The following is a 26,675-nucleotide window of genomic DNA, read 5'->3' as shown; positions in this document are numbered from 1 at the left end:
AATGATAGTAGAAAAATTTCCCGACCGTATTATTGAAATTGACCAAGAACAGTATTTGTATTTTGGCGGAACGGCTTATTTAGGATTGCCAACAAACAAAGATTTTCAGGATTTGGTGATTAAGAACATTCTTAATTGGGGAACAACTTACGGAAGTTCCAGAACTGCCAATATCAAATTAAAGGCTTACGATGAAGGCGAAAAATTTCTGGCGTCTCACATAGGCTCAGAAAGTACGGTTACAATTTCTTCAGGAATGCTGGCCGGAAAATTGGTTATAGATTTAATGAAAACGCAGACAGATTGTTTTTTTCATTTTAATGATACGCACAATGCAATCAGAATTGAAAATAGTCTTCCGCTATTCGTTAATGGCAAATTAAATAACCGCTTATTAGATTTAAAATCGGAGAAGATAACTATTCTTACTGACGGTGTTCCTTCTTTTGAAACAAATCCTGTTGATTTGTCATTTTTAAAACAAATTCCAACTCATAAAGAAGTTACTTTAATTTTGGATGAATCTCATTCTTTTGGGATTTTAGGTAAAAATGGAGCTGGGATTTACGCATCAGTTGATTTCCCTCTCAAAAGAAAAATCATGGTTTCTTCTCTGGGAAAAGCTTTCGGATTAACCGGAGGAGTAATTGCTTCCGATTTTGATTTTATCAATGAAATTAAAGAAATGGAAACTTTTACAAGTGCCGCGGGAATGAACCCAGCTTTTGTACAAACCCTTTCTGATGCTGCAGAAATTTACACTTCACAGCACATAAAACTGCTGGATAATTTAAAGTACATAGATTCGATTTTAATCAAAAACAATAATATCAAGTTTGATAAGAACTATCCTTTGATTTATCTTTCATCAAAGGAATTAGTTGAAAAATTAAAAACCAAAAAAATTATTATTGCCAGTTTTAAATATACCAAAAACGCTGAACCTCTAAATCGAATTGTAATTACAGCAAATCATCTCAAAGAAGATTTAGATAAACTTGCTAAGGTTTTGAATTCTTAGTATTATTAAGATTGCCACGAATTTGCACGTTTTTTTTGCCACAGATTAAAAGGATTATGAGGATTTATAATTGCTTAAGAAAATCATTAAAATCTTTTTAATCTGTGGCAAAAAACATAAAAAAATTAATTCGTGAAAATTAGTGCAATTCGTGGCAGAAAAAATAAATCGGCTGAATTGTTTTTAAACCGTACCTTTGCAAAAAATAAACGATGACAAATAACGATATACTTAAAAAACTTCGCGTGGCTTTGATGCTCCGTGATGACCAAATAGTTGAGATTTTAGAATTAGTAGATTTTAGAATTTCAAAATCAGAATTGGGTGCTTTTTTTAGAGCCGAAGATCATCCTAATTATATGGAATGCGGCGATCAGGTTTTGAGAAACTTCTTAAACGGATTGGTTATTCATTTAAGAGGAACGAAAGAAAATCCTAAAAACCCAACGGATGTTTTAGCAAAACACAAAGCAGAGATTCCGAAGAAAGAAACTTCTAAAGAAAGACCTGAGTTTAAAGCTGCTCCAAAAGATTCAGAAAAATATAGAGGCGACCAAAGTTCATCAAAGTCGGGTTCAGCAGCGGGAAAACCTAAAAAGAAATCATTCCCAAAAGGAAATGGAAAACCATCTGTTGTAGAAAAAGTGGTTTACAAAAACGGTAAGAATAAGAAATAATTTAACCGCAAAGAACGGTAAAATTTTTAGCCACAGATTAAAAAGATTAACACAGATTTTTAAAATCCTTCTAATCTTTTTAATCTGTGGCTTATTTTTAATTAGAGTTTTTTACGCAGAATATCGTAGAGACGCACAGCAGTGCGTCTACGTCTCGTGAATCCATAATGGGAAATACGTTGCGTAGACGCACTGCTGTGCGTCTCTACGATATACTTTGTCTTAAAAAATATTCTCAAACAGAATGTTTTTTGACATAATTACAAAAAAAATCCCTCCGAGAATCGAAGGGATTTTCTATATAATGATATTTCTTATTTAATTAAGAAAGAGCAGCTTTAACTTGGTCAGCAGCTTCCTGGAATTGAACAGCTGATAAAATTGGCATACCAGAGTTGTCAATTAATTCTTTTGCAATTTCAGCATTTGTTCCTTGCAAACGAACGATGATTGGCACATTGATAGCGTCACCCATGTTTTTGTAAGCATCAACAACACCTTGAGCAACACGGTCACAACGAACGATACCTCCAAAGATATTGATTAAGATAGCTTTTACGTTTGGATCTTTCAGGATAATTCTAAAAGCTGTTTCAACACGTTTTGCATCAGCAGTACCTCCTACGTCAAGGAAGTTAGCAGGCTCAAAACCAGCGTATTTAATTAAATCCATAGTTGCCATTGCAAGACCAGCTCCGTTTACCATACATCCTACAGTACCGTCAAGGTCAACATAATTCAAACCTACTTCTTTAGCTTCAACTTCGATTGGATTCTCCTCACGGATATCTCTCATTTCAGCATATTTAGCTTGTCTGTATAAAGCGTTATCGTCGATATTAACTTTAGCATCAACAGCTAAGATTTTGTTATCAGATGTTTTTAAAACCGGGTTGATTTCAAACATAGAAGCATCAGAACCAATGTAAGCATTGTATAATGCATCGATGAATTTCACCATTTCTTTAAAAGCATTACCAGAAAGACCTAGGTTAAAGGCAATTCTTCTTGCTTGAAAACCTTGTAATCCAACAGATGGATCAATTTCTTCAGTAAAGATTAAGTGTGGAGTATGCTCAGCAACTTCTTCGATATCCATTCCACCTTCAGTAGAATACATAATCATGTTGCGTCCTGTACCTCTATTCAATAAAACAGAAACATAAAACTCAGAAGTTTCACTTTCACCAGGATAGTAAACATCTTCAGCAACTAATACTTTGTTAACTTTTTTACCTTCAGGCGGAGTCTGAGGTGTAATCAACTGCATTCCGATGATTTGTTCTGCTAACTCTTCAACTTGCTGTAAGTTTTTTGCCAGCTTAACTCCACCGCCTTTTCCACGACCACCTGCGTGAATTTGTGCTTTTATTACGTGCCATCCTGTACCAGTTTCGGCAGTTAATTGTTTTGCAGCAGCTACAGCTTCAACCGCATTGTTAGCCACAATTCCGCGTTGAACGCGTACTCCGTAACTTGCTAAAATTTCTTTTCCTTGATATTCGTGTATGTTCATAATATAGAATTTGTCTGGTTCTGAATTTATTTCAGAATAAAAGTGCGACAAAAGTAACAAAATACAACTTAAAAGTAAAATCTTTTTCTATTAAAAAATGACACTTAATAGGTATTAAACGTTTATTATTTCACAACGCAAAGAAATAGTTAACTAAATGATTTGTTAAAGTTAACTCAAAACCACTAAAACGTTTGATATTTAACAAAAACATCACCGTATTTATTAGCCTTACGATGATTTTTCTTAATATATTTTAATTTGGATTATCATTTTATCATTTCGCAATGGTTAATATAATATTATTGTCAATTAAGAAGCCTTTTTCTAATATTACAACAAAAATGTAAGCAAAAATATAATTTCAATACATTATGTTTAACGAAATCTTTATTTTTGTAGAAAAAATATCAAGAATGAAAGTTAAAGAACAAGGGCTTTATCTGCCTGAATTTGAACACGACAATTGTGGTGCAGGATTTATTTGTAATTTGAATGGTATTAAATCAAATGATATTATTCACAAAGCATTAGACATCTTAATTAAATTGGAACATCGTGGTGCCGTTAGTTCTGATGGAAGAACTGGAGACGGAGCGGGAATCTTATTTGATATCCCTCATGATTTTTTTAAGAAAGTATGTGACTTTGAAATCCCGGAAACGCGTGAGTATGCAGTAGGAATGGTTTTTTTACCAAAAAGCAAAAACCAGGTGTCTTTTTGTATCAATGCATTTGAAGCAACTATTAAAGATCAAAACTTAAAGATCTTGGGTTGGAGAGATGTACCTGTTGAAGTTGAAAATTTAGGGCAGATCGCCGCAGAAAAAGAACCAACAGTTAAACAAGTTTTCGTTTCTAAAAACGGACAGGAATTAACTGAACAAGAATTTAATGCAAAACTTTTTGCAGCTAGAAAAATTGCTGAACATGCCGTAAGAGGATCTAAAACTTCTGAAAGCCACATGTTTTATTTTACTAGTTTATCGACAACTACTATAATATATAAAGGTCTATTGATGCCGGAAGACATCAGCCGTTATTATATAGATTTGAAAGATCCGGATCTGGTGACTCGTTTAGCACTTGTACACCAGCGTTTCTCTACAAATACATTCCCATCCTGGGACTTAGCTCAACCGTTTAGATATATGTGTCATAATGGTGAGATCAATACACTTCGTGGAAACGTAAGCCGTATGCGTGCTCGTGAAGAGCTTATGCAGAGCAAAGTTTTTGGCGACGATATCAAAAAATTATTCCCAATTATCTTAGAAGGAAAATCAGATTCTGCTTCTATGGATATGGTGGTTGAACTTTTATTAATGACAGGTCGTTCATTGCCAGAAGCGATGATGATGGTTGTTCCTGAAGCTTGGGAAAAACACCAGACAATGTCTCCGGAGAAAAGAGCATTCTACGAGTTTAATGCCTGCATCATGGAGCCTTGGGATGGTCCAGCTTCTATTCCGTTTACAGATGGTAACGTAATTGGTGCATTACTAGACAGAAACGGATTGCGTCCTTCTCGTTATACATTAACAAAAAGCGGTTTCGTAATCATGTCATCAGAAATTGGTGTACTAGATATCGATCCTGAAGATGTAATTCAGCACGGTCGTTTAGAGCCAGGAAAAATGTTCTTGGTTGATATGAATGAAGGCCGTATCATCGAAGACGAAGAAGTTAAAAAAGCAATCGTTACAAAACGTCCGTACCAGGAATGGTTAGACGCTAACTTACTGCCTTTAGCAAAAGTTCCTTATACCAATAACCCTACTCCGGTTGAGAAATTAGATTTCCAGACAAGACAGCGTTTATTTGGTTATACAATTGAAGATTTAAAAACAATCATCAACCCAATGGGAGGACAAGGTGCTGAAGCAATCAGTTCTATGGGTAACGATACACCTTTGGCAGTATTATCAGACCAGCCTCAATTGTTGTACAACTATTTCAAACAATTATTTGCTCAGGTTACCAACCCGCCTTTGGATGGTATTCGTGAAGAAATCATTACCGATATTAGTTTAGCTGTTGGAGGAGATTTCAATATTTTCGAAATTGAATCTAAACAATGTAAAAAATTAAAAATCCAGAATCCGGTTATTTCAAACGAGGATTTGGATAAAATCAGAAACATTGATCACGTAGATTTTAAATCGGCTACTATTTCTACATTATATAAAATAGAAAAAGGAGTTAACGGTTTAGAGCGTGCACTTGAAAAATGTGTTCAGGCAACTTACAAAGCAGTAAATGAAGGATGCAATATTATCATTCTTTCTGATAGAGGCGTGAGCGAAGAATTAGCTCCAATTCCAATGTTATTGGCTTGTTCTTACATTCACCACTCATTGAATATTTTACAGGTTCGTTCTAAATTCGGAATCATAATCGAATCTGCAGAACCTCGTGAACCTCATCATTTTGCTTTATTGTTCGGATACGGTGCAAGTGCAATCAATCCATACATGGTAAACGAAATTATTTACGATCAGGTAGCACAAGGTTTCATTACCGGAGTAAAAGCTGATTATGCAGTTGTAAACTACAACAAAGCAATTGCAAAAGGAATCGTTAAAATCATGAATAAAATTGGTATCTCTACATTACATTCATACAGAGCTGCCCAGATTTTCGAGATTTTAGGTTTAAATAAAACATTTACTTCTAAATACTTCCCTTACACTCCATCTAGAATTGAAGGAATTGGTTTAATGGAAGTGGAGAAAGAAGTGAAAAAACGTTTCCAAAAAGCTTTCCCAAATTCAAAAATTGCAAACTTGCTTTCTCTTGAAATTGGAGGTATTTACAGATGGAGACGTGGTGGCGAAAAACACATGTTTAACCCAACCACTATTTCTAAATTACAACAAGCGGTTCGTTTAAACAGCCCGGAAAGTTATAAAGAATACTCAAATGCCGTTAACGAGCAAAGCTCAAACTTAATGACTATTAGAGGTTTATTTGAATTCAACAATTTGGACCCAATTTCTATTGACGAAGTAGAACCTTGGACAGAAATTGTGAAGAAATTTAAAACGGGCGCGATGTCTTATGGCTCTATCAGTCAGGAAGCACATGAGAACTTAGCCATTGCAATGAACAGAATTGGTGGTAAAAGTAACTCTGGAGAAGGTGGAGAAGATCCAAAACGTTTCCAGAAAGAAATTAACGGAGATTCCAGAAACAGTGCAATCAAACAAGTTGCATCAGGACGTTTTGGTGTTTCAATCAACTATTTGACAAACGCTAAAGAAATCCAGATTAAAATGGCTCAGGGTGCAAAACCTGGTGAAGGTGGCCAGCTGCCTGGAGAAAAAGTAGTGCCTTGGATTGCTGAAACTAGAAACTCTACACCTTATGTGGGTTTGATTTCACCTCCGCCACACCACGATATTTACTCTATTGAGGATTTATCTCAGTTGATTTACGATTTGAAAAATGCAAACCGTGAAGCGCGTGTAAACGTAAAATTAGTTTCTGAAGTTGGAGTTGGAACCATCGCTGCCGGTGTTGCCAAAGCAAAAGCTGACGTTATCTTAATTTCTGGTTACGACGGAGGAACGGGAGCTGCACCATTAACATCTTTACAACACACAGGTATTCCGTGGGAACTTGGTTTAGCTGAAGCTCAGCAAACTTTGATCTTAAACGATTTAAGAAGCCGTGTAGTTCTTGAGTGTGACGGACAGTTAAAAACAGGTCGTGACGTTGCCATCGCAGCTTTATTAGGAGCTGAGGAATTTGGTTTTGCAACTGCACCACTTGTAGCTTCTGGATGTATCATGATGAGAGCTTGTCACTTAAATACTTGTCCAGTTGGTATTGCAACTCAGGATCCAGAATTGAGAAAAAATTTCAAAGGAACTCCAGAGCACGTAATTAACTTTATGTATTTTATTGCAGAAGAATTAAGAGAAATCATGGCTCAGTTAGGATTCAGAACTTTAAAAGAAATGGTGGGCCAGTCACAAAAATTAAATGTGAACAAAGCCATCAAACATTATAAAGCAAATGGCTTAGACTTGTCTACAATTCTATACAAACCGGAAAAAGCTAAAACGGTTCCAAATCACAATACAACACAACAAGATCACCAGCTTGAAAACGTATTGGATTTTGATATCATCAAAGAAGCGATTCCGTCTATTTATAGAAAAGAAAAAACAAGAGTAACATTTAAAATTAAAAATACAGACCGTTCTGTAGGTGCGATTTTGAGTAACGAAATCTCAAAAATTTATGGCGCACAAGGATTACCTGATGACACTATTTTAGTTGATTTTGAAGGTTCTGCCGGACAAAGTTTTGGTGCATTTGCAACAAACGGATTGTCGTTTAAAATTCACGGAAACTGTAATGATTACTTAGGAAAAGGTCTGTCTGGAGGAAAACTAATTGTAAAAGTACCTCCTACTGCAACTTTTAAACCAGAGGATAATATCATTATTGGAAACGTTGCCCTTTACGGAGCTATTACCGGAGAGGCTTATATTAATGGAATTGCCGGAGAGCGTTTCTGCGTAAGAAATTCTGGAGCAACAGCAGTTGTTGAAGGAATTGGAGATCACGGATGCGAGTATATGACCGGTGGTACAGTGGTGGTTTTAGGAAAAACAGGAAGAAACTTCGCAGCTGGTATGAGCGGTGGTGTAGCTTATGTTTACGATCCAAATAAGAAATTCGATTCAACAGTATGTAACATGGAAATGGTTGCATTCGATCCAATGGAAGAAGAAGATCTTACCAAACTTAAACGATTGATTAGAAATCATTCATTGTACACAAGCAGTCCATTAGCAAAAGGAATTTTAGCAGACTGGGATAATCAACAAAAGCACTTCGTAAAAGTAATGCCGACAGATTACAAAAAAGCATTACAAAGAATTGCAGAAGAGAAAAAAATAGAAGAATTAATAGCGGGATAAATGATTTTAGAATTCAGATTTTAGATTTTAGATTGAACTAACCCTCAAAGCTTTGCGAACTTAAAAACTCTCAAAGAATATCAAAAAAAGCCTTTGCGCTCTTTGCGGTTAAAAAAATTGGAATTTGGAATTTAAGAATTGGAATTTTAATCATTTAGATTTAATTAAAATGTCATGGGTAAAATAGGCGGATTTAAAGAATATAACAGAGCCGACGAAAGTAATTTAGCAGTAGCAGAACGTGTTTCTAACTACAACGAATTTACTATTCCGTTAGCAAAAGATAAAGTAAAAGAACAAGGTTCAAGATGTATGGATTGTGGTATTCCATTTTGCCACAGTGGTTGTCCGTTAGGAAATTTAATTCCTGACTTCAACGACATGGTGCATCAGGAAGAATGGCAGAGTGCATTAGAGATTTTACAATCTACTAATAACTTTCCGGAATTTACAGGACGCTTATGCCCTGCTCCATGCGAAAAAGCATGTGTATTAGGAATCATCAAAGATCCGGTATCAATCGAAAACATCGAGAAAAATATTGTTGAAATTGGTTTTGCTGAAGGTTGGATTAAACCTCAGCTACCAAAAAAGAGAACAGGAAAAACAGTTGCCGTTATTGGCTCTGGACCTGCTGGTCTTGCAGCCGCTCAGCAATTAAACAGAGCTGGGCATACCGTTACAGTTTTTGAAAGAGACAATGCCATTGGAGGTTTATTACGTTACGGAATTCCAAATTTCAAATTAGAAAAAGGAATCATCGACAGACGTGTGGCTATTCTTGAAGCAGAAGGAATCACCTTCAAAACTAATGTAAACGTTGGTGTAAACTTTAGCGTAGCAGAATTAAACACTTTTGATTCTATCGTTTTATGCGGTGGAGCAACTGAAAGAAGAAGCTTGCCAACTAAAGGAATCGAAAGCAAAGGCGTTGTTCAGGCAATGGATTTCTTAACACAGCAAACTAAAGTTTTATACGGAGAATCAATTCCAGACCAAATTAAAGCTACTGGTAAAGATGTAATCGTTATTGGTGGTGGAGATACTGGTTCTGACTGTATTGGAACTTCAAACAGACACGGAGCAAAATCAGTAACTAACTTTGAGATTTTACCAAAACCTCCGGTTGGAAGAAGCGAGTCAACTCCATGGCCTTTCTGGCCTTTGCAGTTAAAAACCTCATCTTCTCACGAAGAAGGTTGTGATAGAAACTGGTTGATCAATACAAAAGAATTCATTTCTAACGATAAAGGCGAATTAACCGGATTAAAAACAGTTGAAGTAGAATGGAAAATGACTCCGGGACAAAGACCTGAATTAATCGAAAAAGAAGGTTCTGAAAAAATCTGGCCTTGCGATTTAGCTTTATTAGCTCTTGGATTTACAGGTCCAGAGAAAACATTAAGTGAGCAATTAGGAATCGAAACTGATATAAGAAGCAATTACAAAGCACATAATTATCAAACAAACGTTCCTCACATTTTCACTGCTGGTGATATGAGAAGAGGACAATCATTAATCGTGTGGGCTATTTCAGAAGGTCGCGAAGCAGCAAGAGAGGTAGATTTGTTCTTAATGGGCTCTACCAACCTGCCTACTAAAGGAAGAGGAGATTTACCGAGTTTATAATTTTTATAGATTCTGAGATACTGAGATGCTAAGGTTCTAAGTTTTTTTTCTTGCATTTTATTTAATCTTTATTCCAATAAACAACATAACTACTTACAGACCCTTGAATTATATTCAGGGGTTTTGTTTTTTTGCCACAGATTAAAAAGATTAAATGGATTCTTTTTGTCACGAATTACACGAATTTTTATTTTCTCACCGATTTCAATTTCAAACATAGCCCGTGGTTTCTAGCATTTTGCGGAAAATCTACAATTAAAAATTTGTGGAAATTCGTGTAATTCGTGGCAAAAAACCTTTGTACCTTTGAATCTCTGTTCCTTTGCACCTTTTAAATAGGTTACAGAAATTCAAAATAAGCAACTTTTTGTTTAAAATAAAACAATTTGTTACAATTTGTTATTTTTCTACAAATAATTTGCAGTTAGTTAAAAGTGTAATAACTTTGCTCAAAATGATTTAAAAAATGCAAGCAAAAGATTTACTGCAGTTAGCAGACCAATTTGGAAGTCCATTATATGTTTATGATGCCGAAAAAATCCAATCTCAGTACAATAGGTTAACTAAAGCTTTCTCTAAAGTAGAAAACTTAAGAGTTAATTACGCCATGAAGGCATTGTCAAACGTTGCGATTCTTCAGTTATTAAAGAACATGGGGTCTGGTTTAGATACTGTATCAATTCAGGAAGTTTTATTGGGACTTCATGCTGGCTATGATCCTGACAAAATTTTCTTTACACCAAACGGAGTTTCTCTTGAAGAAATCGAAGAAGTTGCCGCAATGGGGGTACAAATCAATATTGATAACTTATCTATTCTGGAGCAATTCGGAACAAAATATCCACAAATTCCGGTATGTATCCGTATCAATCCACACGTAATGGCGGGAGGAAATGCTAATATTTCTGTTGGACATATCGATAGTAAATTTGGAATCTCTGTTCATCAAATTCCACATATATTGCGAATTGTAGAGAATACAAAAATGAGCATCGTAGGGATTCACATGCACACAGGATCTGATATTTTAGATATCGAAGTATTCTTATATGCTGCCGAAATTTTGTTCGATACAGCAAAACACTTCAAAGATTTAGAGTTTTTAGATTTCGGAAGCGGATTCAAAGTTCCTTACAAAAAAGACGATATCGAAACTGACATCGAAGAACTAGGTAAAAAATTATCAAAAAGATTCAATTCTTTCTGTGCTGAATATGGCAGAGATTTAACGCTGATTTTCGAACCAGGAAAATTTTTGGTGAGCGAAGCAGGTTTCTTCTTAGCAAAAGTAAACGTAGTAAAACAAACAACCTCAACAGTTTTCGCCGGAATCGATAGTGGTTTTAACCACTTAATTCGTCCAATGTTTTACGGTTCACAGCATTATATCGAAAACATCTCAAATCCAAAAGGAAAAGAGCGTTTTTACTCTGTTGTAGGATACATTTGCGAAACCGATACTTTTGCCAACAACCGCAAAATTTCGGAAATTACCGAAGGCGATATTTTAGCTTTCAGAAATGCCGGAGCATATTGTTTCTCAATGTCTTCGAACTACAATTCAAGATACAAACCAGCCGAAGTTCTATGGATGAACGGAAAAGGAATCTTGATTCGTGCTCACGAAACATTCGAAGATTTACTTAAAAATCAAATTCCGTTACCGCAAGAAATTGCAGCAACAGTTTAAAATAAAAAAAAAGAGAATATCACTCGAAGTCCCGTTTCTTAATTGAGGCGGGATTTTTTTATTGTAGATTTCAGTCCCAAAGCCTCAGGATAGATTTTAGATTAATGAACGTCTGTCAGGCTGAGCGAAGTCGAAGCCCAGCTAGCAGGAGAAAACTTAAAACATTAAACTCATTCTTCATAATAAGCCTCCTGAATTTTCATAATATACCCCATTACTTTCCTTTCGTGTTCACCATATTTAAATTGAATATTAAGAAAAACTCCTGCTGTAGTAGTCTCTAATCTTAATCTCCCTAAACCATCATTTAAACCTTTTATGGTAAATTCAGGATAAGATTCTGATGATGAAATTTTATCGTTTTCAGGTATAATATCATACCAAAACCCTTCCTTAAGAACCTCTATTTTAACAGCAGCACCATCAGCATTATATGTATAATCAATTACCTCTACAGAAACCGAAACTAATTTTTGTATTTTCGGTGAACGCGAAGATGCTGCGTAATATGCATTAGCTGTAATTTTTACCCCGTTATAAGGAACTTGCTGATTATTGCTGTTTCGGTTCCAATCACCTGAATGCCAAATATATTCTTTAGAGTATTCCATTTATTTTAAAAAATTAACAGTCAAAAATTTTCAAATTATTTTACATTTTCTAAAACAAAATTAAATGGAGCAGAATTTGGACCTGCTCCGCCTCCAGTAAGCACAATGTCTGCACTCGTAATTCCAAGCAAATTAATTTCTGTATTAATAGTAGAAATAATATCAGAATTTAATATATCACCCGCTTCTATTTCAGAAGCAAGTCCAATAAAAATTCGGGGTTCGAATTCAAAATATGCTTTTTCTCCTGGCCTCACTTTTGTTTTTATTGCCAGTAGCTTCATATTTCTATAACAGCTTACATCAATTGCACCGGTACGCCGCAAGTTAGTTACTTCGATTTCTGAAGGATTGGCTGCCTTTCTTGCCGAAACCTGAAGAAAAAAATCAAATTCCTTTTCGACAAACTCATACGTATTTCCGGCATCAGCAGGAATCATTGGACAAAAATTCCCGTAAGAATCAGCAGCAGTAATACCAAAATCCAATGAATATTCGAAAGGATGATTGTCCATTACACCACAGTTTTTAAATACTTTCCATGCAACAGCAATTTTTCCAAACTCCTGAGCTACATTTTGCTGAAAAATAACAATATTACTGTTATTTATATCATTTGATTTGTTGATGAAATTTAATTTAATATTGTCCATTATTTAAATAATTTGGGATTAAAAATTTGTTCAGGTTTCTAATTCATTGACAATTTAATTCAAAAAATTAATTATAGACAGCGTATTTATACCTATTTTAAAAGCACTATAAAATTTACTATATATACAACGTGACAGCATAGATTTGAACCTTGTCTGCAAAGAGAAAACCGATAAGGTAGATTTGAGCAGATTTATTTGACTTAAAATAAGGTCAACTCGCTTGAAAAAGTTCTATTTTTGATGTACAAAAATTTCCGAACAAAATAAAACATTAGAATATTCTTTATATTTGAATTAGGAATTAAGAACCACTGTACATGTCGAACCTGGTAATAGCTTCAAAATTTAAAACTTTAAATAGAATCTTCTACTTATTTGGAATCCTCTTTTTTTCTTTTTTAAGTTTTCTTTCTTTTTCAAAATACAACCCTAATAACTTCATTACATATCCCAAGTTAGCAATTGGAAGCTGTTTTATGCTTTTTTCTTTCTACATCCTTTATTCGATACTTATTTTACCAAAAATCAATATTTATTCTGATAAAATAGAATTGCATAGATTTTTGGGACTAGACAAAAGAACCGTGCTTTATACTGAAATAAATAGCTGGATTGTTAGAAAAAAAGAAAGTAAATATGGCAACTATGAGTATTTGTATCTTACTTTAAACAAAAACGAAATCATTAAATTGAACAGTTTTGGCTATGTTAATTTTGAAGAAATAAAACGGAAAATAGTCAAACAAAAGCCTCAAAATAATATTCTAAATGAAAAACTCGACAGAAAGGAAAAAATAAAATTCTCTATTATACTAATTCTTTTGGGAATTCTCTTTATTTACATTGCAAGCCAATTTTATAAAGACACCAGCTTAACTAAAAACGATGTGTATACTGTCAAAGGAACTTTATCTGAGGATATCGAATTAAAGCGTAGTAAAAAATCCAAATCGTTGGTTTTCAAATTAGAAAATCTAAGCGATTTCGAATTCAAAATTGGAAGTTTGGCATTAGATGAAACTTATTATGAAGATTTAATGAATGATTTAAAAAAGGGAGATGAAATTTATCTCACTATCGAAAAAGATCAATATCAAAAGAAAATAAGTAAAAAGGCACATATGTCATTTTTGGATAAATACTTTCATTACGAAAAAATTGATGTAGTTGAAGTAGAAAATAAAAACTTTAAATATTTATCACTATCTGACTTTAATAAAACAAATCGAAACAATGATTATTGGGGAATTGGTTTCTTTGGTATATTTGGGTTGCTTTTAACGACTGTAGGTATTTGCATTTATCCTAAAAATAAAAAAGTTCCGTTACTAACGCAAATATCCCGCTTGTAAATAAAGTCATTCCATTAAAAACAAACAAAATGAAACCACAAATACGAATCCTCCTTTATTCAATTCTCTTCTTTTTATATCTTACTGCAACTTCCCCTTTATTATTGCTGGGCGAAAAATTAAAAACAGATCCATACATCACTTTAGGCTGTGGATTTGCGGTTTTAAATCTTATTTATGCTTTTTTAGCCTTAAAATGGAAACCTTTACTAAATGTACTTTTCGCTGTCGGAATTGCTGCTTTGGCGTTATTTTTAGCTTTAAATTTTACAAATTTGCATCTGTTTTTTAATTACGATCCGTATCAGGTTAAAACGGCAATATTTGCCAATGCTGTGTTTTCTATTATTTTTTGGGAAATTGTTTATCAGGTGAAAATTAGAAGAGGATAAAAAACATGAAAAACCTACTTTTCTTAGTACTCTTTTTATTCTTTTTTCAAGCATCTTACTGTGATGTCGTTCCCGAAAACACACATTATTATAGAAAATGCGTCAAAATAATAAACATAGATGAGTTTCCTGATTATTCTTTTATTGGCTACATAAAGCAAGTGTCAGGAGATCACTCTACTGAATCGTATATTATAAATTCTAAAGATTGTATTCACAAAGGATATAAATTCAACATGTTTTATATCGTGGCTGCCAAGAAAAGCTATCTTTTAAATAAAAATTTAGATAATCTTAATTGGTTAGAAGATAAAAATGTTCTGAAGGCTAATATTTCCATCGGCAGTGAAGGCGGATATACCGATAATGACGATCCTATGTCATTTCTCGAAGAACATTATAAAATTGTAAAACTTACCAAAACAAGAATCATTTTATATAAAAGTACCGAATTACTGGAATATAGTAATGGAGAACCGTTTTCGGTAAAAGAATATGCATATGAAGAACAAAGCAAAAGCGATGTTTATCCTTTTAAAAATGACGACAGAGTAATTGAAATTTATCCCAACACTAAAATATTTCATTTTTTACTCGCATTTCTGGTTACAATTTTCATCGAAACCCTTATTTTATTTCTTCTATTTAAAACCAGATACAAGAAACTAAACATAACAAATAAGTTGTTGTTAATTACAGGATTTATAACTTCATTTTCAACTTTACCTTACGTTTGGTTTGTTTTTCCTGCCTTTATAACATCTCGATTTCCTTATATCGCATTTAGCGAATGTTTTGCAATACTTATTGAATCGGTTATAATCTATAAATTATTAAAAATAGACTATAAAAAAGCGTTTTTAGTTTCTATAATCTGTAATGTAATTTCATTTTCAATCGGACTGCTTATCAATTGGAATAATGTTTATGATATTATTGTGAATTTTATAAACTCTTAAATGTATATCAAACTAAAACCATAAAAAACTTAACCTAAATCAAATTAAAAACCTATGAAAATTACGATTCCCCTATCGGCATTATTCTTATTATTTACGGCAAATGTATTCAGTCAGACACTTGCAGATTTAAAACTAAAAACCAGAGAAGTTCCCAAAGGTTATACTCCTAACGACGGTCAGATCTGTGTTACTCCCCAGGCTTGCAATTTTTATACTGATATCGAAACGTACAGCAACATTGTTGGAACCGTAAAAAGCAAACAAATTCAAAGTTTTAAAAATAGAGCAGACAGCGGATCTATTATGTATTTTGAATTTGATCACGTATTTAAAGGCGATCGATTTCTGCAAGGACTTTTATGGGGAAAAGACGGTCAGCCAACGGATGAACATCCGGAAGAATATCTGGCAAAAGGAAAATTTCTAATCATCTGGAGTTTTCATCCTGACAGTCCCATTAAGGAAAAATCTGAAGCCAAAATAGAGGCAATTTTGAATAAATAAATTGTTTTAATCAGGAAACGAAATTTGTTTGATTTCTTATGAAAACTATTGTTCTGGCTTAGCCCCGACAGAGCCGATATCCTCGTAATGGAATGGAGAGATAAAGGCGAAAGCGGGACTAAAGGTTATAATGAAAAACAGAATTCCCTGCTTCTAAAAAATTTTAAAAAGGCATAGTTGTTGAAAGCTAAAAAAGATATATTTACACCTTCAAAAATGAATACCATGCAAAAAATTACTTTTTTATTTTCTATATTATTTTTAGCCTTTTCTTCATGCGGCGTTAAGACAACTCAAGCTTTAATAAGCGATGGTAATTACGACGGTGCAATTGATCGTGCTGTAGAAGCTTTGAGAACCAATAAGGATTCTAAAGGAAAACAAGATTATGTGTATTTGCTTGAAGAAGCCTTTGCAAAAGCAAAAGACAGGGATTTGCGCAATCTTGATATGATGTCAAAAGAAGCCAATCCGGCAAATGCCGAACGTATTTACAATACGTATTTACAACTGAATAATCGTCAGGAAAAAATCAGGCCTTTATTGCCCCTGCCCTTATTGAAACAGGGAAAAAATGCCAATTTTCCGTTTGATAATTATTCAAGCCAAATTGTAAGCAGTAAAAATGCACTTTCAAAATATTTATACGAAAATGCCTCGGCACTTTTAAAATCAAACAATAAACTGGATTTTAGAAAAGCGTATGATGATTTTTATTATCTGGAAAGCATAAACCCAAATTACAAAAACACCAAAAAGCTGATGGACGACGCTCAGTTTAAAGGAACTGATTTTGTGGATGTTTATGCTAAAAACGAAACAAATATGGTGATTCCGAAGCTGCTTCAGGATGATTTATTAGATTTTAAAACTTACGGACTCGACGATAAATGGACGGTTTACCATAATGCGAGACAAAAAAATGTAAATTATGATTACAGTCTGATTATCAATTTCAGACAAATCGCTATTTCTCCGGAACAAATTAAAGAGAAAGAATTTATTAAAGAAAAACAGGTTAAGGATGGTGTAAAAACACTTCTTGACAGTCGCGGAAGACCTGTAAAAGATAGTTTAGGAAGGGAAATAAAAGTTGACAATTACAGAATGCTCCGTGCCAATATTTATGAGTTCAGACAATTTAAATCTTGTCAGGTAACGGCAAAAGTAGATTATGTTGATTTAAAAACGAATCAGCTGCTGCAAACTTTTCCCGTAAGCAGTGAGTATATTTTTGAAAATATTTATTCGACTTATAAAGGTGATCGAAATGCCTGCGATGATAGTTACATTTCGTATTTTAATAAACGTGCAGTTCCGTTTCCAAACAACGAGCAAATGGTTTATGATACGGGCGAAGACCTGAAAGCTAAATTGAAAGATATTATTGTTCGAAATAAATTTAGAGGATAGCACTAATTTGCATTCAAAAATTATTTAAGATCAATTTTGAACATTTTTCCTTTAAACCAAAAACCATGAAAAAACTCATAACGTATCAAATTGATTCTTTTACAAAAGAAAAATTTAAAGGAAATCCTGCGGGAGTAGTTGTAAATGCAGACGGATTAAAGGATTATGAAATGCAGCAGATTGCGAGAGAATTAAATAATTCTGAAACGGCCTTTCTATTCTCTCCGGACGATAATGACTGTGATGGTGTAATACGATATTTTACGCCAAGTATAGAAGTCCCAATCTGCGGTCACGCTACAATTGCCGCAATGTATGCCAAGGCTCTTGAAGACAACTTAGATTCTTGCGTATTAAAAATGAAAACTAAAGTTGGCATTCTTCCTTTTGAGATCATTAAGGAAAATGGAGATTATCAAATTGTAATGACTCAGGGAAATTTTGAAGTCAGTCCCGCATTTGATGACGATACAGCCAAAAAAATGATAGACGCATTAGGACTGGACAATACTGATATTGATGAAAACTGCCCAATTCAGATTGCTTCTACAGGACATTCAAAAGTTATGATTGGGATTAAAAGCAGAGCGAAACTTAATGCTTTGTTACCAAAATATAATGATTTAGCCGATTTAAGTAAACAGATTAATTGTAACGGTTATTTTGTCTTTACGTTTGATTCTGACAGCAAAGACATCTTAACTTATGGCAGAATGTTTGCTCCTGCAATTGGCATAAACGAAGACCCTGTTACCGGTAATGCAAATGGGCCGCTGGGTGGTTATTTAATACAAAACAAGATTGTTGATTTTAAAAATAACCTATTTGAATTCAACGGAAAACAAGGAGAGAAAATAGACCGGCTTGGTATTGTAAAAGTAAGAGTTACGATTCAAAACGATAAACCTAACCTGATTCAAATAAAAGGCGATGCTGTTGTTGTATTCAAAACCGAAATAGAAATTTAAGAACATCTCTCTATTTACAGTACTTAGAAACGCATAGGAGTACGTTTCTATTCCAATCAAACAAAACATTTTCATAAAAAAATCGCAAAAACATTTTGCGCAACCAAAAAGTTGCTTATATTTGCAACTGATTAGTTGCGTAATTTATATTAAAAAATGAAACGAGATATTTTTCAGGCGATTGCCGATCCTACTCGAAGAGCGATTTTAGTTTTAATTTCTGCCAATGCATTAACACCAAATGCAATTGCAGAGCAATTTAATACTACCAGACAAGCAGTTTCGAAGCATATTAAAATTCTAAACGAATGTGAATTACTCGACGAGAAAAAAGTAGGCCGGGAAATTTATTATCAGCTAAAAATTGAAAAAATGAAAGAAGTTGACCAATGGCTCGAACAATTCAAAAAAATATGGGAAAGCCGTTTTAGTCAGCTGGATCAAGTATTAATTAATCTAAAATCTAAAGAAAATGAAATCTAATCTATTAATGAATTTTACTGTAGACAAAGAAAATAAAACCGTAAACATAAAACGCGAGTTCGACGCATCTTTATCAAATGTGTGGTCAGCCTGGACAGAACCGGAAATTTTAGACCAATGGTGGGCACCGGCTCCGTTTAAATCTAAAACAACAAGTATGGAATTTAAAGAAGGCGGAAAAAGACTATATGCCATGGTTAGCCCGGAAGGCGATGAACGCTGGAGTTTTTTTGAATACACCTCGATTTCTCCAAAAACAAACTTTAAACATTCTTCAACTTTTTGCGATGCCGAAGGAAATCCAAATTCAATTTTCGGCAGTTCATATTGGGATTTAACCTTTTCTGAAAAAGGCGATTTAACAGTTGTTGATATTGCAATTAAACGAGACAGCCTGGAAGAATTAGAAAAAATAATCGAAATGGGCTTTAAAGAAGGAATTACAGCCACAATGCAAAGTTTGGATAAAATCTTTGAAGCACGAAAATAAAAACAGTTTCAATAAAGTAATAATGAATTTAAAATCTAAAGAATATGAAATCAAATCTTTTTTACTGTAGACAAAGAAAATAGCACTATAAATGTAAAACGTGAGTTTGATGCATCATTAGCAAACGTTTGGTCTGCATGGACAGAACCTGAAATTTTAGATCAATGGTGGGCGCCGGCTCCGTGGAAATCCAGAACAAAAAACATGGATTTTAAAGAAGGCGGACGCAGATTATACGCAATGGTTGGCCCGCAAGGTGAAGAACATTGGGCAATTGCTGATTTTACTTCGATTAGTCCAAAAACCAACTTTAAATATCTGGATGCTTTTAGCGACAGCGAAGGAAACTTAAATACTGATTTTCCGAGATCAAATTGGAATGTGAATTTTTCTGAGCAGGGAAATTCAACCATCGTTGATATTGCAATTAAACATGATAAATTATCCGATTTGGAGAAAATCATCGAAATGGGTTTCAAAGAAGGTTTTACAATTGCAATGGAAGGTTTAGACGATATTTTTGCCGGAAAAACAAAATAAATCGCTGCAAATGGTATAAAAGACGAAAGCTGCAAGAAATAAAAATTGTAACTTTCGTCTTTACAAATCATTTTACTTCAATAATGAACAATTTTTTTACCCTCACTTTTTTATTTCTTTCCTCAACACTAATTTTTAGCCAAAGCAGCAAATCTAAAATCACAGAAAAGACCAAACCTTTTGTTTTAGGGGTTATAGATGAAATTCAATCTAAGGAACTAGGCGAAAATAGAATTTTAAATATTTATCTTCCTGAAGGTTATAATCCAAAAGATCAGGAAAAATACCCGGTAATTTATTTATTGGATGGTTCTGCCGATGAAGACTTTATTCATATTTCGGGTTTAGTACAGTTTAATAGTTTTGAATGGATTAATCAGGTTCCAAAATCGATTGTTGTAGGTATTGCAACTGTCGATAGAAGAAGGGATTTTACTTTCCCCACAACTATTGAAAATGATAAAAACCGATTTCCAACAACCGGACATTCAGATAAATTTATTGCTTTTATCGAAAAAGAATTACAGCCTTTTATTGATAAAAAATACAATACAAACAATTCTAAAACGATTATTGGCCAATCTTTGGGCGGATTACTGGAAACAGAAATCTTATTTAAAAAACCATCTCTTTTTAATAAATATGTAATTGTAAGCCCGAGTTTATGGTGGGACAATGGTTCTGTTTTAAATCAGGACTCTGAAATTTTTCAGGAAAACTTCAATCAGCAGACAGAGATTTACATTGCTGTAGGTAAAGAAGGACTTACTCCAACCCAAGTTCCGCGAGTTATGGAAGTTGATGCTAATTTACTGGCCGATAAAATAAAAGCTTCAAAAAGTAAAAACATCAAAGTCTATTTTGATTATTTCCCTGCAGAAAACCACGGTACAATTTTACATCCGGCAGTTTCGAATTCTTTTAAATTCTTTTATCCAAAAAGCAAAGAATAAAATGAAGTTTCCAACTACACCTGAAGATTTAAAAAATGAACTATTTAATTCCGTGGATAAAATAAATCTGGTTGGAGATTTGCGCATTCGTCAATTGATTCAAATTCTGCCAAAGGTCAATAACAAAGTAATTATTGAGGGTATTATTCAGATTTTTGAAAATGAAAAAAGAATTGATTCTGTTTATACAGATCAAAAATATGCCGGGATAATTCTGAAAAAAATAAATCCAAAAACAGAAGAAAGCGCGGCTTCAATCCTCAGTAGAATATTAAAAAACTGGAATAGAAGTGTAGAAGAATTACCTTTCTGGCTTAAAGATAATTACGGAATTGAAACCATTAAACAAGTATTTTCTGAATTGGAAAAAACTAATTTAACTGCATTAGAATCAGAAAAGCTAAAAACAATGAAATGGTTCTTAGGGATTAAATCTTAGAAATAATATTCTTAATTTAGTTTAAAATTTTAATCATGACACCAAATAAACAAACCGTAAACGAATACATGGCCGCTTTTAGAGTAAGCGATCATGACAGAGTTCTTGCTTGCCTTACAGATGATGTAATTTGGGAAATGCCCGGAATTTATCAGCATGTGGGTAAAGAAGCATTTGATAAGGAAATCGAAAATGACAATTTTGTAGGCAGTCCAACGATTCAGATTATAAAATTAATTGAAGAAAATGATATCATAATTGCCGAAGGCGCCGTTCAGGGAAATATGAAAAACGGAAATAAACTCGATGCCGTTTTTTGCGATGTTTTTGAAATGGAAAATGGAAAAATTAAAAAGCTTACCTCCTATTTAATGTCTAAAAATGCCAATTTAAAATTTGAATAATCCGGTATTCAAATCTTAAAAAATATTGCTGGCAAATTACAGCCCAAGACAGGAACAGTTTACAAAGCCGATTCTAAAACAATTTACATCGATCAGGATTATTCGCTTATTGAAAATCAAATTTTGGTTTATGAACAAGCTCAGAAATTTAATGTTTCTGGCTTGCAGGAACATGATATAAAAATGAAGCTGAATAAATTTCTGTTTTCGCAAAATGACTAGAACAAACCTTGTTTCGCTTTAAGCGGAGGAGAAAAAATGCGTTTAATGCTTTGCTGTTTAACGATTAATAATCAGACTCCGGATATTATCATTCTCGATGAACCAACAAACAATCTTGATATTCAAAATATCGAAATTCTGACTGCTGCAATTAATGAATATAAAGGAACTTTAATTGTGGTTTCGCATGATGTTCATTTTTTGGAAGAAATCCATATTGAGGATTTTATTGAGTTGAATTAAGTTTTTTGTCATTTCGAGGTACGAGAAATCGCACTAGAAACTCGACAACAGTGCGTACTCAGCGTGTGCGATTCCTCGTTCCTCGGAATGACAATACTTTGTGTCCAATACATTTACAATCTAAAATCCGAAATCTAAAATCATCCAAGCCATCCCTCACGGTCCAAACTTCGATATTGAATAGCCTCCGCAATATGCTGCGAAATCACAACTGGAGCATTATCTAAATCCGCAATAGTTCTGGCAACTTTCAAAATCCTGTCATATGCTCTTGCAGAAAGGTTTAAACGTTCCATGGCATTTTTTAAAAGTTCTTTTGATTGTTCATCTAATGCACAATATTCGCGAATTAACTTGCTGCTCATTTGTGCATTGTAATGGATGTTTTCGACCTCCTCAAAACGTTTCGTTTGGATTTCGCGCGCAGCAGTTACACGTTTACGAATTTCTACACTGCTTTCGGCTTTGCGGTCGTCTGCCAGTTTATCAAACGGAACCGGAGTAACTTCGATATGAATATCTATTCGGTCTAAAAGCGGACCTGAAATTTTACTCATATAACGCTGCATTTCGTGCGGCGATGAAGTATTGGGCATACTTGGATCATTAAAAAATCCACTCGGACTTGGGTTCATACTCGCCACCAGCATAAATGATGACGGATATGTAACCGTAAATTTAGCTCTCGAAATAGTTACTTCTCGATCTTCAAGCGGCTGACGCATTACTTCTAAAACATCACGTTTAAATTCCGGCAATTCATCTAAAAACAAAACGCCGTTGTGCGCCATCGAGATTTCGCCCGGCTGTGGATAACTTCCACCTCCAACCAAAGCAACATTAGAAATTGTATGGTGCGGACTTCTAAACGGGCGCTGATTCATTAACCCAACTTCTTTCAATTTTCCGGCAACGCTGTGAATTTTAGTCGTTTCAAGTGCTTCGCGCAAAGTCATTGGCGGTAAAATACTTGGAACACGTTTGGCGAGCATTGTTTTTCCGGCTCCGGGCGGACCAATTAAAATAATGTTATGTCCGCCTGCTGCCGCGATTTCCATACAGCGTTTTATGCTTTCCTGTCCGCGAACGTCTGAGAAATCAAATTCTGGAAAATCTAAGGTTTTGTAAAATTCAACTCTTGTATCAATTAAAGTTGGTTCAAGAATCCCTTTTCCAGCAAAAAAATCAATAATTTCCTGCAGATTCGAAACGCCGTAAACATCTAAACCGGCAACAATTGCAGCTTCTTTTACATTTTGAATAGGCAGAAAAAAACCTTTATAACCTTCTTCTTTTGCTTTTATGGCAATGGGCAAAGCACCGCGAATAGGCTGTAAACTTCCGTCAAGAGAAAGTTCACCCATAATAATATATTGTTCAATTTCCGGTGCTTTTATCTGATCTGAACCTACTAAAATTCCCATTGCAAGAGGCAGATCATAAGCCGAACCTTCTTTTCGAAGGTCGGCGGGTGCCATATTTATGGTGATTTTTTTTCCGGGAAAACTTAAATTATTATTTTTGAGAGCTGCCGCTATTCGGTAACTGCTTTCTTTAATGGCATTATCCGGAAGACCAACTAAATGATAACCAATACCTTTATCCATATGAACCTCGATCGTAATCGTTGTGGCTTCAACTCCAAAAACAGCACTTCCGTAAACTTTTACTAACATAATATTCCTTTCATTAATTGTTTTTAAAACTAATGAAAAAAATTATTAAATGTAAATATTTTATTACAAATAAAAGGCTCTAAAATGGAAGCTTAATTTGGGTTTTAATTTCTTCAACCATTCTACTCAAATCCAAACTATTTTGATGTGACCAAAGTTTACTTTCGATTTGATTATTTCTGACACAATTATTACACTCTATTATTTCATGTGCATATCCTTTCCCTAAAGTTGGCAAATTATAAACAACTTCTTGTTCATTTTTAAAAACAGAATACCCATCAGCCATAAACCACGGCGAATTTAATTCGATTCGGCCTTTTGTTCCACCGATAATAGCTTTCATATCAGATTCTGAAACTATAGAAGAATGTAAAACTGCCTGCGCTTTATCATACTGCAAAATCATTGAAGTTTGTAAATCAATTCCATTTTTATGATAAACAGCTTTTGCAATTATCTCTTTTGGAATTCCGAATACTATATAGGAGAAAAATAATGGATAAACACCAATATCAAACAATGCGCCGCCGCCGCGGTTTTTATCAAAAAGCCGGCTTTCTCCTGCATCATTTCCTATAAAAGCAAAATCGGCTTTTATATAATTTGCTTCGCCAATAATTCCACTTTCAACTTTTGCCAAAACATCCTGAACAGCTGGAATAAAACGTGTCCAGAAAGCTTCCATAAAAAATTTATTATGTTTTTTAGAAGCCTCAATCATACGTTCTGCATCTTTATAAGAAAGTGCAATTGGTTTTTCGCATAAAACATGTTTACCGCTTTCCAATGCTTTTATAGACAATTCGGCATGCGAATCGTGAGGCGTTGCTATATAAACAATATCAACTTCCTGGTCTGCAAAAAGAGCTTCATAAGAGTCGTATGCTTTTGCTGCATTGTATTTTGCTGCAAATTCATCAGCTTTCAAAATATCCCGTGAAGCAGCGGCAAGCAAGTCTGCATCTGCTGCTAATAATAAATCTGTGGCAAATTGATGAGCAATATTTCCCAAACCAATTATTCCCCACTTTATTTTTTTATTTTTCATTCTTAAATTTTAATTATAAAAAGTGTTAAAAACATTATATTTACTTCAACAAAAAAACACAATTAGATGTTTTTAGATAACAAACAACAAGTTTAACTCAAAAAAGTGTATTAAAAAAATAGGAAAAATATTCGATTTGAAAACCAAGTAAAAAAAAACGCTGCCAAAATGTAAATTTTAAGTCTGTTTTAACAAATAGTTTTAAAATTGAGGGGGTTAAATTTAAAAATTAACAAAAATTAAACATTAGACTCTATTTTATTAGGGGGTATTAAATCATTTTATACTTTTATCAAAAATTTTAAAACTAAATAACTATGCGAAAAATTATTTTAAGTGTGATTCTTATCACTATTTTGGTACTAACCTTTATATCGAATTTCATCATCGCCGATAATCCAATTCCGGCAGAAGCTGTAAAGTTTGATACAGGAGATACGGCTTGGATGATCGTTGCAACTGCTTTTGTATTGTTAATGACTCCGGGATTAGGATTTTTCTACGGAGGTATGGTAGGTAAGAAAAACGTTATCAGTACTATGCTTCAAAGTTTTATGGCAATGGTAATTGTTACAATTTTATGGGTTGTTGTTGCTTTTGGATTAGCTTTTGGCCCTACAATTGGAGGAATTATCGGAAATCCATCTACTAATTTATTCTTTGAAGGTGTTGGAACAAGTACAGCATGGAGCCTTGCACCAACAATTCCGTTTATGTTATTCGCATTATTTCAAGCAAAATTCGCCATCATTACTCCTGCATTAATTACAGGTGCATTTGCAGAACGTGTACGTTTCTGGGCTTATTTATTGTTCATGGTTTTATTCATTATATTTATATATTCACCTTTATGTCACATGACTTGGCATCCTGATGGAGTTTTCTTTAAAATGGGAGTTCTTGACTTCGCTGGTGGAACTGTTGTACACATGAGTGCTGGATGGGCTGCATTAGCCGGAGCAATCTTTTTAGGAAAAAGAAAAATTCAAAAAGTTAACCCTGCGAGAATTACTTATGTATTATTAGGAACAGGTTTACTATGGTTTGGATGGTTTGGTTTTAACGCAGGATCTGCATTAGGATCAAATGGTTTAGCTGTACAGGCTTTAGGAACTACTACAGTTGCTGCTGCTGCTGCTGCAATGGCTTGGGTTTTCCTTGATAAAATTTTAGGACACAAATTATCTGCACTTGGAGCTTGTATTGGAGCTGTTGTAGGTCTTGTTGCAATTACGCCTGCAGCAGGTTTCGTTAGTATTTCTCACGCAATCTTCATTGGTTCATTTGCTGCAATTGTAAGTAACCTTGTAGTAAGCAAATTCCCTAAAGGAAAAATCGACGATGCTCTGGATGTATTTGCTTGTCACGGTGTAGGTGGTATGGTAGGTATGTTATTAACTGGAGTTTTTGCTTCAAAAGCTATTAACCCTGTTGTTGGAGATAATCAAGGTTTAATCTTCGGAACTCCAACTTTATTTATCAACCAATTAACTGCTTTAGTTATAGTTTCAATCTTCGCTTTTGTAGGTTCTTATATTTTATTCTTCATTGTAAATAAAATTACTCCTCTAAGAGTTACTGAAGAAAAAGAAGAATTAGGTTTAGATATCTCTCAACACGGAGAATTCTTATAAGAAATTAATTTTTATATACTACTTGCTGATAAAAAAAGCACTCTATATATTTTAGAGTGCTTTTTTGTTTGAATTAACCTTTTAAATATTTTAGATTTTAGAGTGTAGATTTTAGATTAAAGCTTCATATCGACAAATATCTAAAGACAAACTTCTTAAAACATAGCCCGGGTTTCAACCACGGGACGCATAGAATAGAGGTTTGATATTGATTA

23 protein-coding genes and 1 pseudogene are annotated in these 26,675 nt (G+C 34.0%); 19 read left to right on the top strand and 5 right to left on the bottom strand.

Going from position 1 to position 26,675, the window contains the following annotated elements:
- Position 1: 1 nt before the first annotated feature.
- Both AABD74_RS11170 and AABD74_RS11165 read left to right on the top strand, forming a co-directional pair.
- Positions 2 to 1,021 carry an aminotransferase class I/II-fold pyridoxal phosphate-dependent enzyme gene (locus AABD74_RS11170; protein WP_406845579.1) on the top strand — a complete coding sequence of 340 codons (1,020 nt, stop codon included), beginning with the start codon at positions 2 to 4 and terminating at the stop codon, positions 1,019 to 1,021.
- A gap of 212 nt (positions 1,022 to 1,233) precedes the next feature.
- Positions 1,234 to 1,698 carry a DUF1456 family protein gene (locus AABD74_RS11165; protein WP_406845578.1) on the top strand — a complete coding sequence of 155 codons (465 nt, stop codon included), beginning with the start codon at positions 1,234 to 1,236 and terminating at the stop codon, positions 1,696 to 1,698.
- 322 nt (positions 1,699 to 2,020) lie between these two features.
- On the opposite strand, the gene sucC is transcribed toward AABD74_RS11165, so the two are convergent.
- A complete protein-coding gene (gene sucC, locus AABD74_RS11160; protein WP_111377869.1) occupies positions 2,021 to 3,214 on the bottom strand; it encodes an ADP-forming succinate--CoA ligase subunit beta in 1,194 nt (397 codons plus the stop codon).
- Between the two features lie 416 nt (positions 3,215 to 3,630).
- On the opposite strand from sucC, the gene gltB reads away from it, so the two are divergent.
- From gltB to lysA, 3 genes are all read left to right on the top strand, one after another.
- Positions 3,631 to 8,148, top strand: a complete 4,518-nt coding sequence (gene gltB / locus AABD74_RS11155; RefSeq protein ID WP_232681190.1) for a glutamate synthase large subunit — start codon at positions 3,631 to 3,633, stop codon at positions 8,146 to 8,148.
- 174 nt (positions 8,149 to 8,322) lie between these two features.
- Positions 8,323 to 9,777, top strand: coding sequence for a glutamate synthase subunit beta (locus tag AABD74_RS11150; protein WP_406845577.1), 1,455 nt, complete (start codon positions 8,323 to 8,325; stop codon positions 9,775 to 9,777).
- A gap of 466 nt (positions 9,778 to 10,243) precedes the next feature.
- Positions 10,244 to 11,467: a diaminopimelate decarboxylase gene (gene lysA / locus AABD74_RS11145; protein ID WP_406845576.1), complete on the top strand. Its 1,224-nt coding sequence runs from the start codon at positions 10,244 to 10,246 to the stop codon at positions 11,465 to 11,467.
- 170 nt (positions 11,468 to 11,637) lie between these two features.
- Here lysA and AABD74_RS11140 read toward each other — a convergent pair whose 3' ends face one another.
- Together AABD74_RS11140 and AABD74_RS11135 are read right to left on the bottom strand one after the other, a co-directional pair.
- Positions 11,638 to 12,078 (bottom strand): hypothetical protein, encoded by a 441-nt coding sequence (locus AABD74_RS11140; RefSeq protein ID WP_406845575.1) that lies wholly within the window; start codon positions 12,076 to 12,078, stop codon positions 11,638 to 11,640.
- Positions 12,079 to 12,113: 35 nt separating this feature from the next.
- Positions 12,114 to 12,731, bottom strand: coding sequence for a hypothetical protein (locus tag AABD74_RS11135; RefSeq protein WP_406845574.1), 618 nt, complete (start codon positions 12,729 to 12,731; stop codon positions 12,114 to 12,116).
- A gap of 566 nt (positions 12,732 to 13,297) precedes the next feature.
- Here AABD74_RS11135 and AABD74_RS11130 point away from each other — a divergent pair.
- The 13 genes and pseudogenes from AABD74_RS11130 to AABD74_RS11070 form a co-directional block, all read left to right on the top strand.
- The gene (locus AABD74_RS11130; RefSeq protein ID WP_406845573.1) at positions 13,298 to 14,086 is read left to right on the top strand and encodes a hypothetical protein; all 789 of its coding nucleotides are present in this window, start codon (positions 13,298 to 13,300) and stop codon (positions 14,084 to 14,086) included.
- A 29-nt stretch (positions 14,087 to 14,115) separates the two neighbouring features.
- Entirely contained in the window at positions 14,116 to 14,478 is a 363-nt protein-coding gene (locus tag AABD74_RS11125; RefSeq protein ID WP_406845572.1) for a hypothetical protein, read from the top strand.
- 5 nt (positions 14,479 to 14,483) lie between these two features.
- On the top strand, positions 14,484 to 15,437 hold the full coding sequence (locus AABD74_RS11120; protein WP_232681182.1) for a hypothetical protein: 954 nt from the start codon (positions 14,484 to 14,486) through the stop codon (positions 15,435 to 15,437).
- 54 nt (positions 15,438 to 15,491) lie between these two features.
- The gene (locus AABD74_RS11115; RefSeq protein ID WP_406845571.1) at positions 15,492 to 15,944 is read left to right on the top strand and encodes a hypothetical protein; all 453 of its coding nucleotides are present in this window, start codon (positions 15,492 to 15,494) and stop codon (positions 15,942 to 15,944) included.
- A 225-nt stretch (positions 15,945 to 16,169) separates the two neighbouring features.
- Positions 16,170 to 17,357: a hypothetical protein gene (locus tag AABD74_RS11110; protein WP_406845570.1), complete on the top strand. Its 1,188-nt coding sequence runs from the start codon at positions 16,170 to 16,172 to the stop codon at positions 17,355 to 17,357.
- Positions 17,358 to 17,422: 65 nt separating this feature from the next.
- On the top strand, positions 17,423 to 18,325 hold the full coding sequence (locus AABD74_RS11105) for a PhzF family isomerase (RefSeq protein WP_406845569.1): 903 nt from the start codon (positions 17,423 to 17,425) through the stop codon (positions 18,323 to 18,325).
- 156 nt (positions 18,326 to 18,481) lie between these two features.
- A complete protein-coding gene (locus AABD74_RS11100; RefSeq protein WP_073409874.1) occupies positions 18,482 to 18,808 on the top strand; it encodes a helix-turn-helix transcriptional regulator in 327 nt (108 codons plus the stop codon).
- Positions 18,798 to 19,298 (top strand): SRPBCC domain-containing protein, encoded by a 501-nt coding sequence (locus AABD74_RS11095; RefSeq protein ID WP_232681178.1) that lies wholly within the window; start codon positions 18,798 to 18,800, stop codon positions 19,296 to 19,298. The genes AABD74_RS11100 and AABD74_RS11095 overlap by 11 nt, the downstream gene beginning before the upstream one ends.
- A gap of 54 nt (positions 19,299 to 19,352) precedes the next feature.
- A complete protein-coding gene (locus AABD74_RS11090) occupies positions 19,353 to 19,838 on the top strand; it encodes an SRPBCC domain-containing protein (RefSeq protein WP_406845636.1) in 486 nt (161 codons plus the stop codon).
- An 83-nt stretch (positions 19,839 to 19,921) separates the two neighbouring features.
- Positions 19,922 to 20,791, top strand: a complete 870-nt coding sequence (locus tag AABD74_RS11085) for an alpha/beta hydrolase (RefSeq protein ID WP_406845568.1) — start codon at positions 19,922 to 19,924, stop codon at positions 20,789 to 20,791.
- Between the two features lies 1 nt (position 20,792).
- Positions 20,793 to 21,230 (top strand): hypothetical protein, encoded by a 438-nt coding sequence (locus AABD74_RS11080; protein WP_232681175.1) that lies wholly within the window; start codon positions 20,793 to 20,795, stop codon positions 21,228 to 21,230.
- Between the two features lie 35 nt (positions 21,231 to 21,265).
- Positions 21,266 to 21,634: a nuclear transport factor 2 family protein gene (locus tag AABD74_RS11075; RefSeq protein ID WP_406845567.1), complete on the top strand. Its 369-nt coding sequence runs from the start codon at positions 21,266 to 21,268 to the stop codon at positions 21,632 to 21,634.
- Positions 21,635 to 21,880: 246 nt separating this feature from the next.
- Positions 21,881 to 22,099, top strand: a pseudogene (locus tag AABD74_RS11070) (ABC transporter ATP-binding protein); the annotation flags it as partial.
- Between the two features lie 140 nt (positions 22,100 to 22,239).
- Here the strand turns inward: AABD74_RS11070 and AABD74_RS11065 are convergent.
- The gene (locus AABD74_RS11065) at positions 22,240 to 23,775 is read right to left on the bottom strand and encodes a YifB family Mg chelatase-like AAA ATPase (protein WP_406845566.1); all 1,536 of its coding nucleotides are present in this window, start codon (positions 23,773 to 23,775) and stop codon (positions 22,240 to 22,242) included.
- 79 nt (positions 23,776 to 23,854) lie between these two features.
- Positions 23,855 to 24,826, bottom strand: coding sequence for a Gfo/Idh/MocA family protein (locus tag AABD74_RS11060; RefSeq protein WP_406845565.1), 972 nt, complete (start codon positions 24,824 to 24,826; stop codon positions 23,855 to 23,857).
- A 317-nt stretch (positions 24,827 to 25,143) separates the two neighbouring features.
- Here AABD74_RS11060 and AABD74_RS11055 point away from each other — a divergent pair, with 317 nt between their 5' ends.
- Positions 25,144 to 26,460, top strand: coding sequence for an ammonium transporter (locus tag AABD74_RS11055; RefSeq protein WP_232681169.1), 1,317 nt, complete (start codon positions 25,144 to 25,146; stop codon positions 26,458 to 26,460).
- Positions 26,461 to 26,675 lie beyond the last annotated feature (215 nt).

Source organism: Flavobacterium soyae (genome assembly GCF_045348165.1).
In the GTDB taxonomy this organism is placed as follows: Bacteria; Bacteroidota; Bacteroidia; order Flavobacteriales; family Flavobacteriaceae; genus Flavobacterium; species Flavobacterium soyae.
The sequence above is the reverse complement of the archived record's forward strand: the minus strand, read 5'-3'. Positions and strand labels throughout refer to the sequence as shown.

What these genes read in the sequence shown, in the direction of transcription:
- AABD74_RS11100 (WP_073409874.1), top strand. Translation starts at nt 18,482, where the DNA reads ATGAAACGAGATATTTTTCAGGCGATTGCCGATCCTACTCGAAGAGCG.
- AABD74_RS11165 (WP_406845578.1), top strand. Translation starts at nt 1,234, where the DNA reads ATGACAAATAACGATATACTTAAAAAACTTCGCGTGGCTTTGATGCTC.
- AABD74_RS11125 (WP_406845572.1), top strand. Translation starts at nt 14,116, where the DNA reads ATGAAACCACAAATACGAATCCTCCTTTATTCAATTCTCTTCTTTTTA.
- AABD74_RS11120 (WP_232681182.1), top strand. Translation starts at nt 14,484, where the DNA reads ATGAAAAACCTACTTTTCTTAGTACTCTTTTTATTCTTTTTTCAAGCA.
- AABD74_RS11135 (WP_406845574.1), bottom strand. Translation starts at nt 12,731, where the DNA reads ATGGACAATATTAAATTAAATTTCATCAACAAATCAAATGATATAAAT.
- AABD74_RS11055 (WP_232681169.1), top strand. Translation starts at nt 25,144, where the DNA reads ATGCGAAAAATTATTTTAAGTGTGATTCTTATCACTATTTTGGTACTA.
- lysA (WP_406845576.1), top strand. Translation starts at nt 10,244, where the DNA reads ATGCAAGCAAAAGATTTACTGCAGTTAGCAGACCAATTTGGAAGTCCA.
- AABD74_RS11150 (WP_406845577.1), top strand. Translation starts at nt 8,323, where the DNA reads ATGGGTAAAATAGGCGGATTTAAAGAATATAACAGAGCCGACGAAAGT.
- sucC (WP_111377869.1), bottom strand. Translation starts at nt 3,214, where the DNA reads ATGAACATACACGAATATCAAGGAAAAGAAATTTTAGCAAGTTACGGA.
- AABD74_RS11105 (WP_406845569.1), top strand. Translation starts at nt 17,423, where the DNA reads ATGAAAAAACTCATAACGTATCAAATTGATTCTTTTACAAAAGAAAAA.
- AABD74_RS11170 (WP_406845579.1), top strand. Translation starts at nt 2, where the DNA reads ATGATAGTAGAAAAATTTCCCGACCGTATTATTGAAATTGACCAAGAA.
- gltB (WP_232681190.1), top strand. Translation starts at nt 3,631, where the DNA reads ATGAAAGTTAAAGAACAAGGGCTTTATCTGCCTGAATTTGAACACGAC.
- AABD74_RS11095 (WP_232681178.1), top strand. Translation starts at nt 18,798, where the DNA reads ATGAAATCTAATCTATTAATGAATTTTACTGTAGACAAAGAAAATAAA.
- AABD74_RS11060 (WP_406845565.1), bottom strand. Translation starts at nt 24,826, where the DNA reads ATGAAAAATAAAAAAATAAAGTGGGGAATAATTGGTTTGGGAAATATT.
- AABD74_RS11065 (WP_406845566.1), bottom strand. Translation starts at nt 23,775, where the DNA reads ATGTTAGTAAAAGTTTACGGAAGTGCTGTTTTTGGAGTTGAAGCCACA.
- AABD74_RS11115 (WP_406845571.1), top strand. Translation starts at nt 15,492, where the DNA reads ATGAAAATTACGATTCCCCTATCGGCATTATTCTTATTATTTACGGCA.
- AABD74_RS11140 (WP_406845575.1), bottom strand. Translation starts at nt 12,078, where the DNA reads ATGGAATACTCTAAAGAATATATTTGGCATTCAGGTGATTGGAACCGA.
- AABD74_RS11085 (WP_406845568.1), top strand. Translation starts at nt 19,922, where the DNA reads ATGAACAATTTTTTTACCCTCACTTTTTTATTTCTTTCCTCAACACTA.
- AABD74_RS11080 (WP_232681175.1), top strand. Translation starts at nt 20,793, where the DNA reads ATGAAGTTTCCAACTACACCTGAAGATTTAAAAAATGAACTATTTAAT.
- AABD74_RS11075 (WP_406845567.1), top strand. Translation starts at nt 21,266, where the DNA reads ATGACACCAAATAAACAAACCGTAAACGAATACATGGCCGCTTTTAGA.
- AABD74_RS11110 (WP_406845570.1), top strand. Translation starts at nt 16,170, where the DNA reads ATGCAAAAAATTACTTTTTTATTTTCTATATTATTTTTAGCCTTTTCT.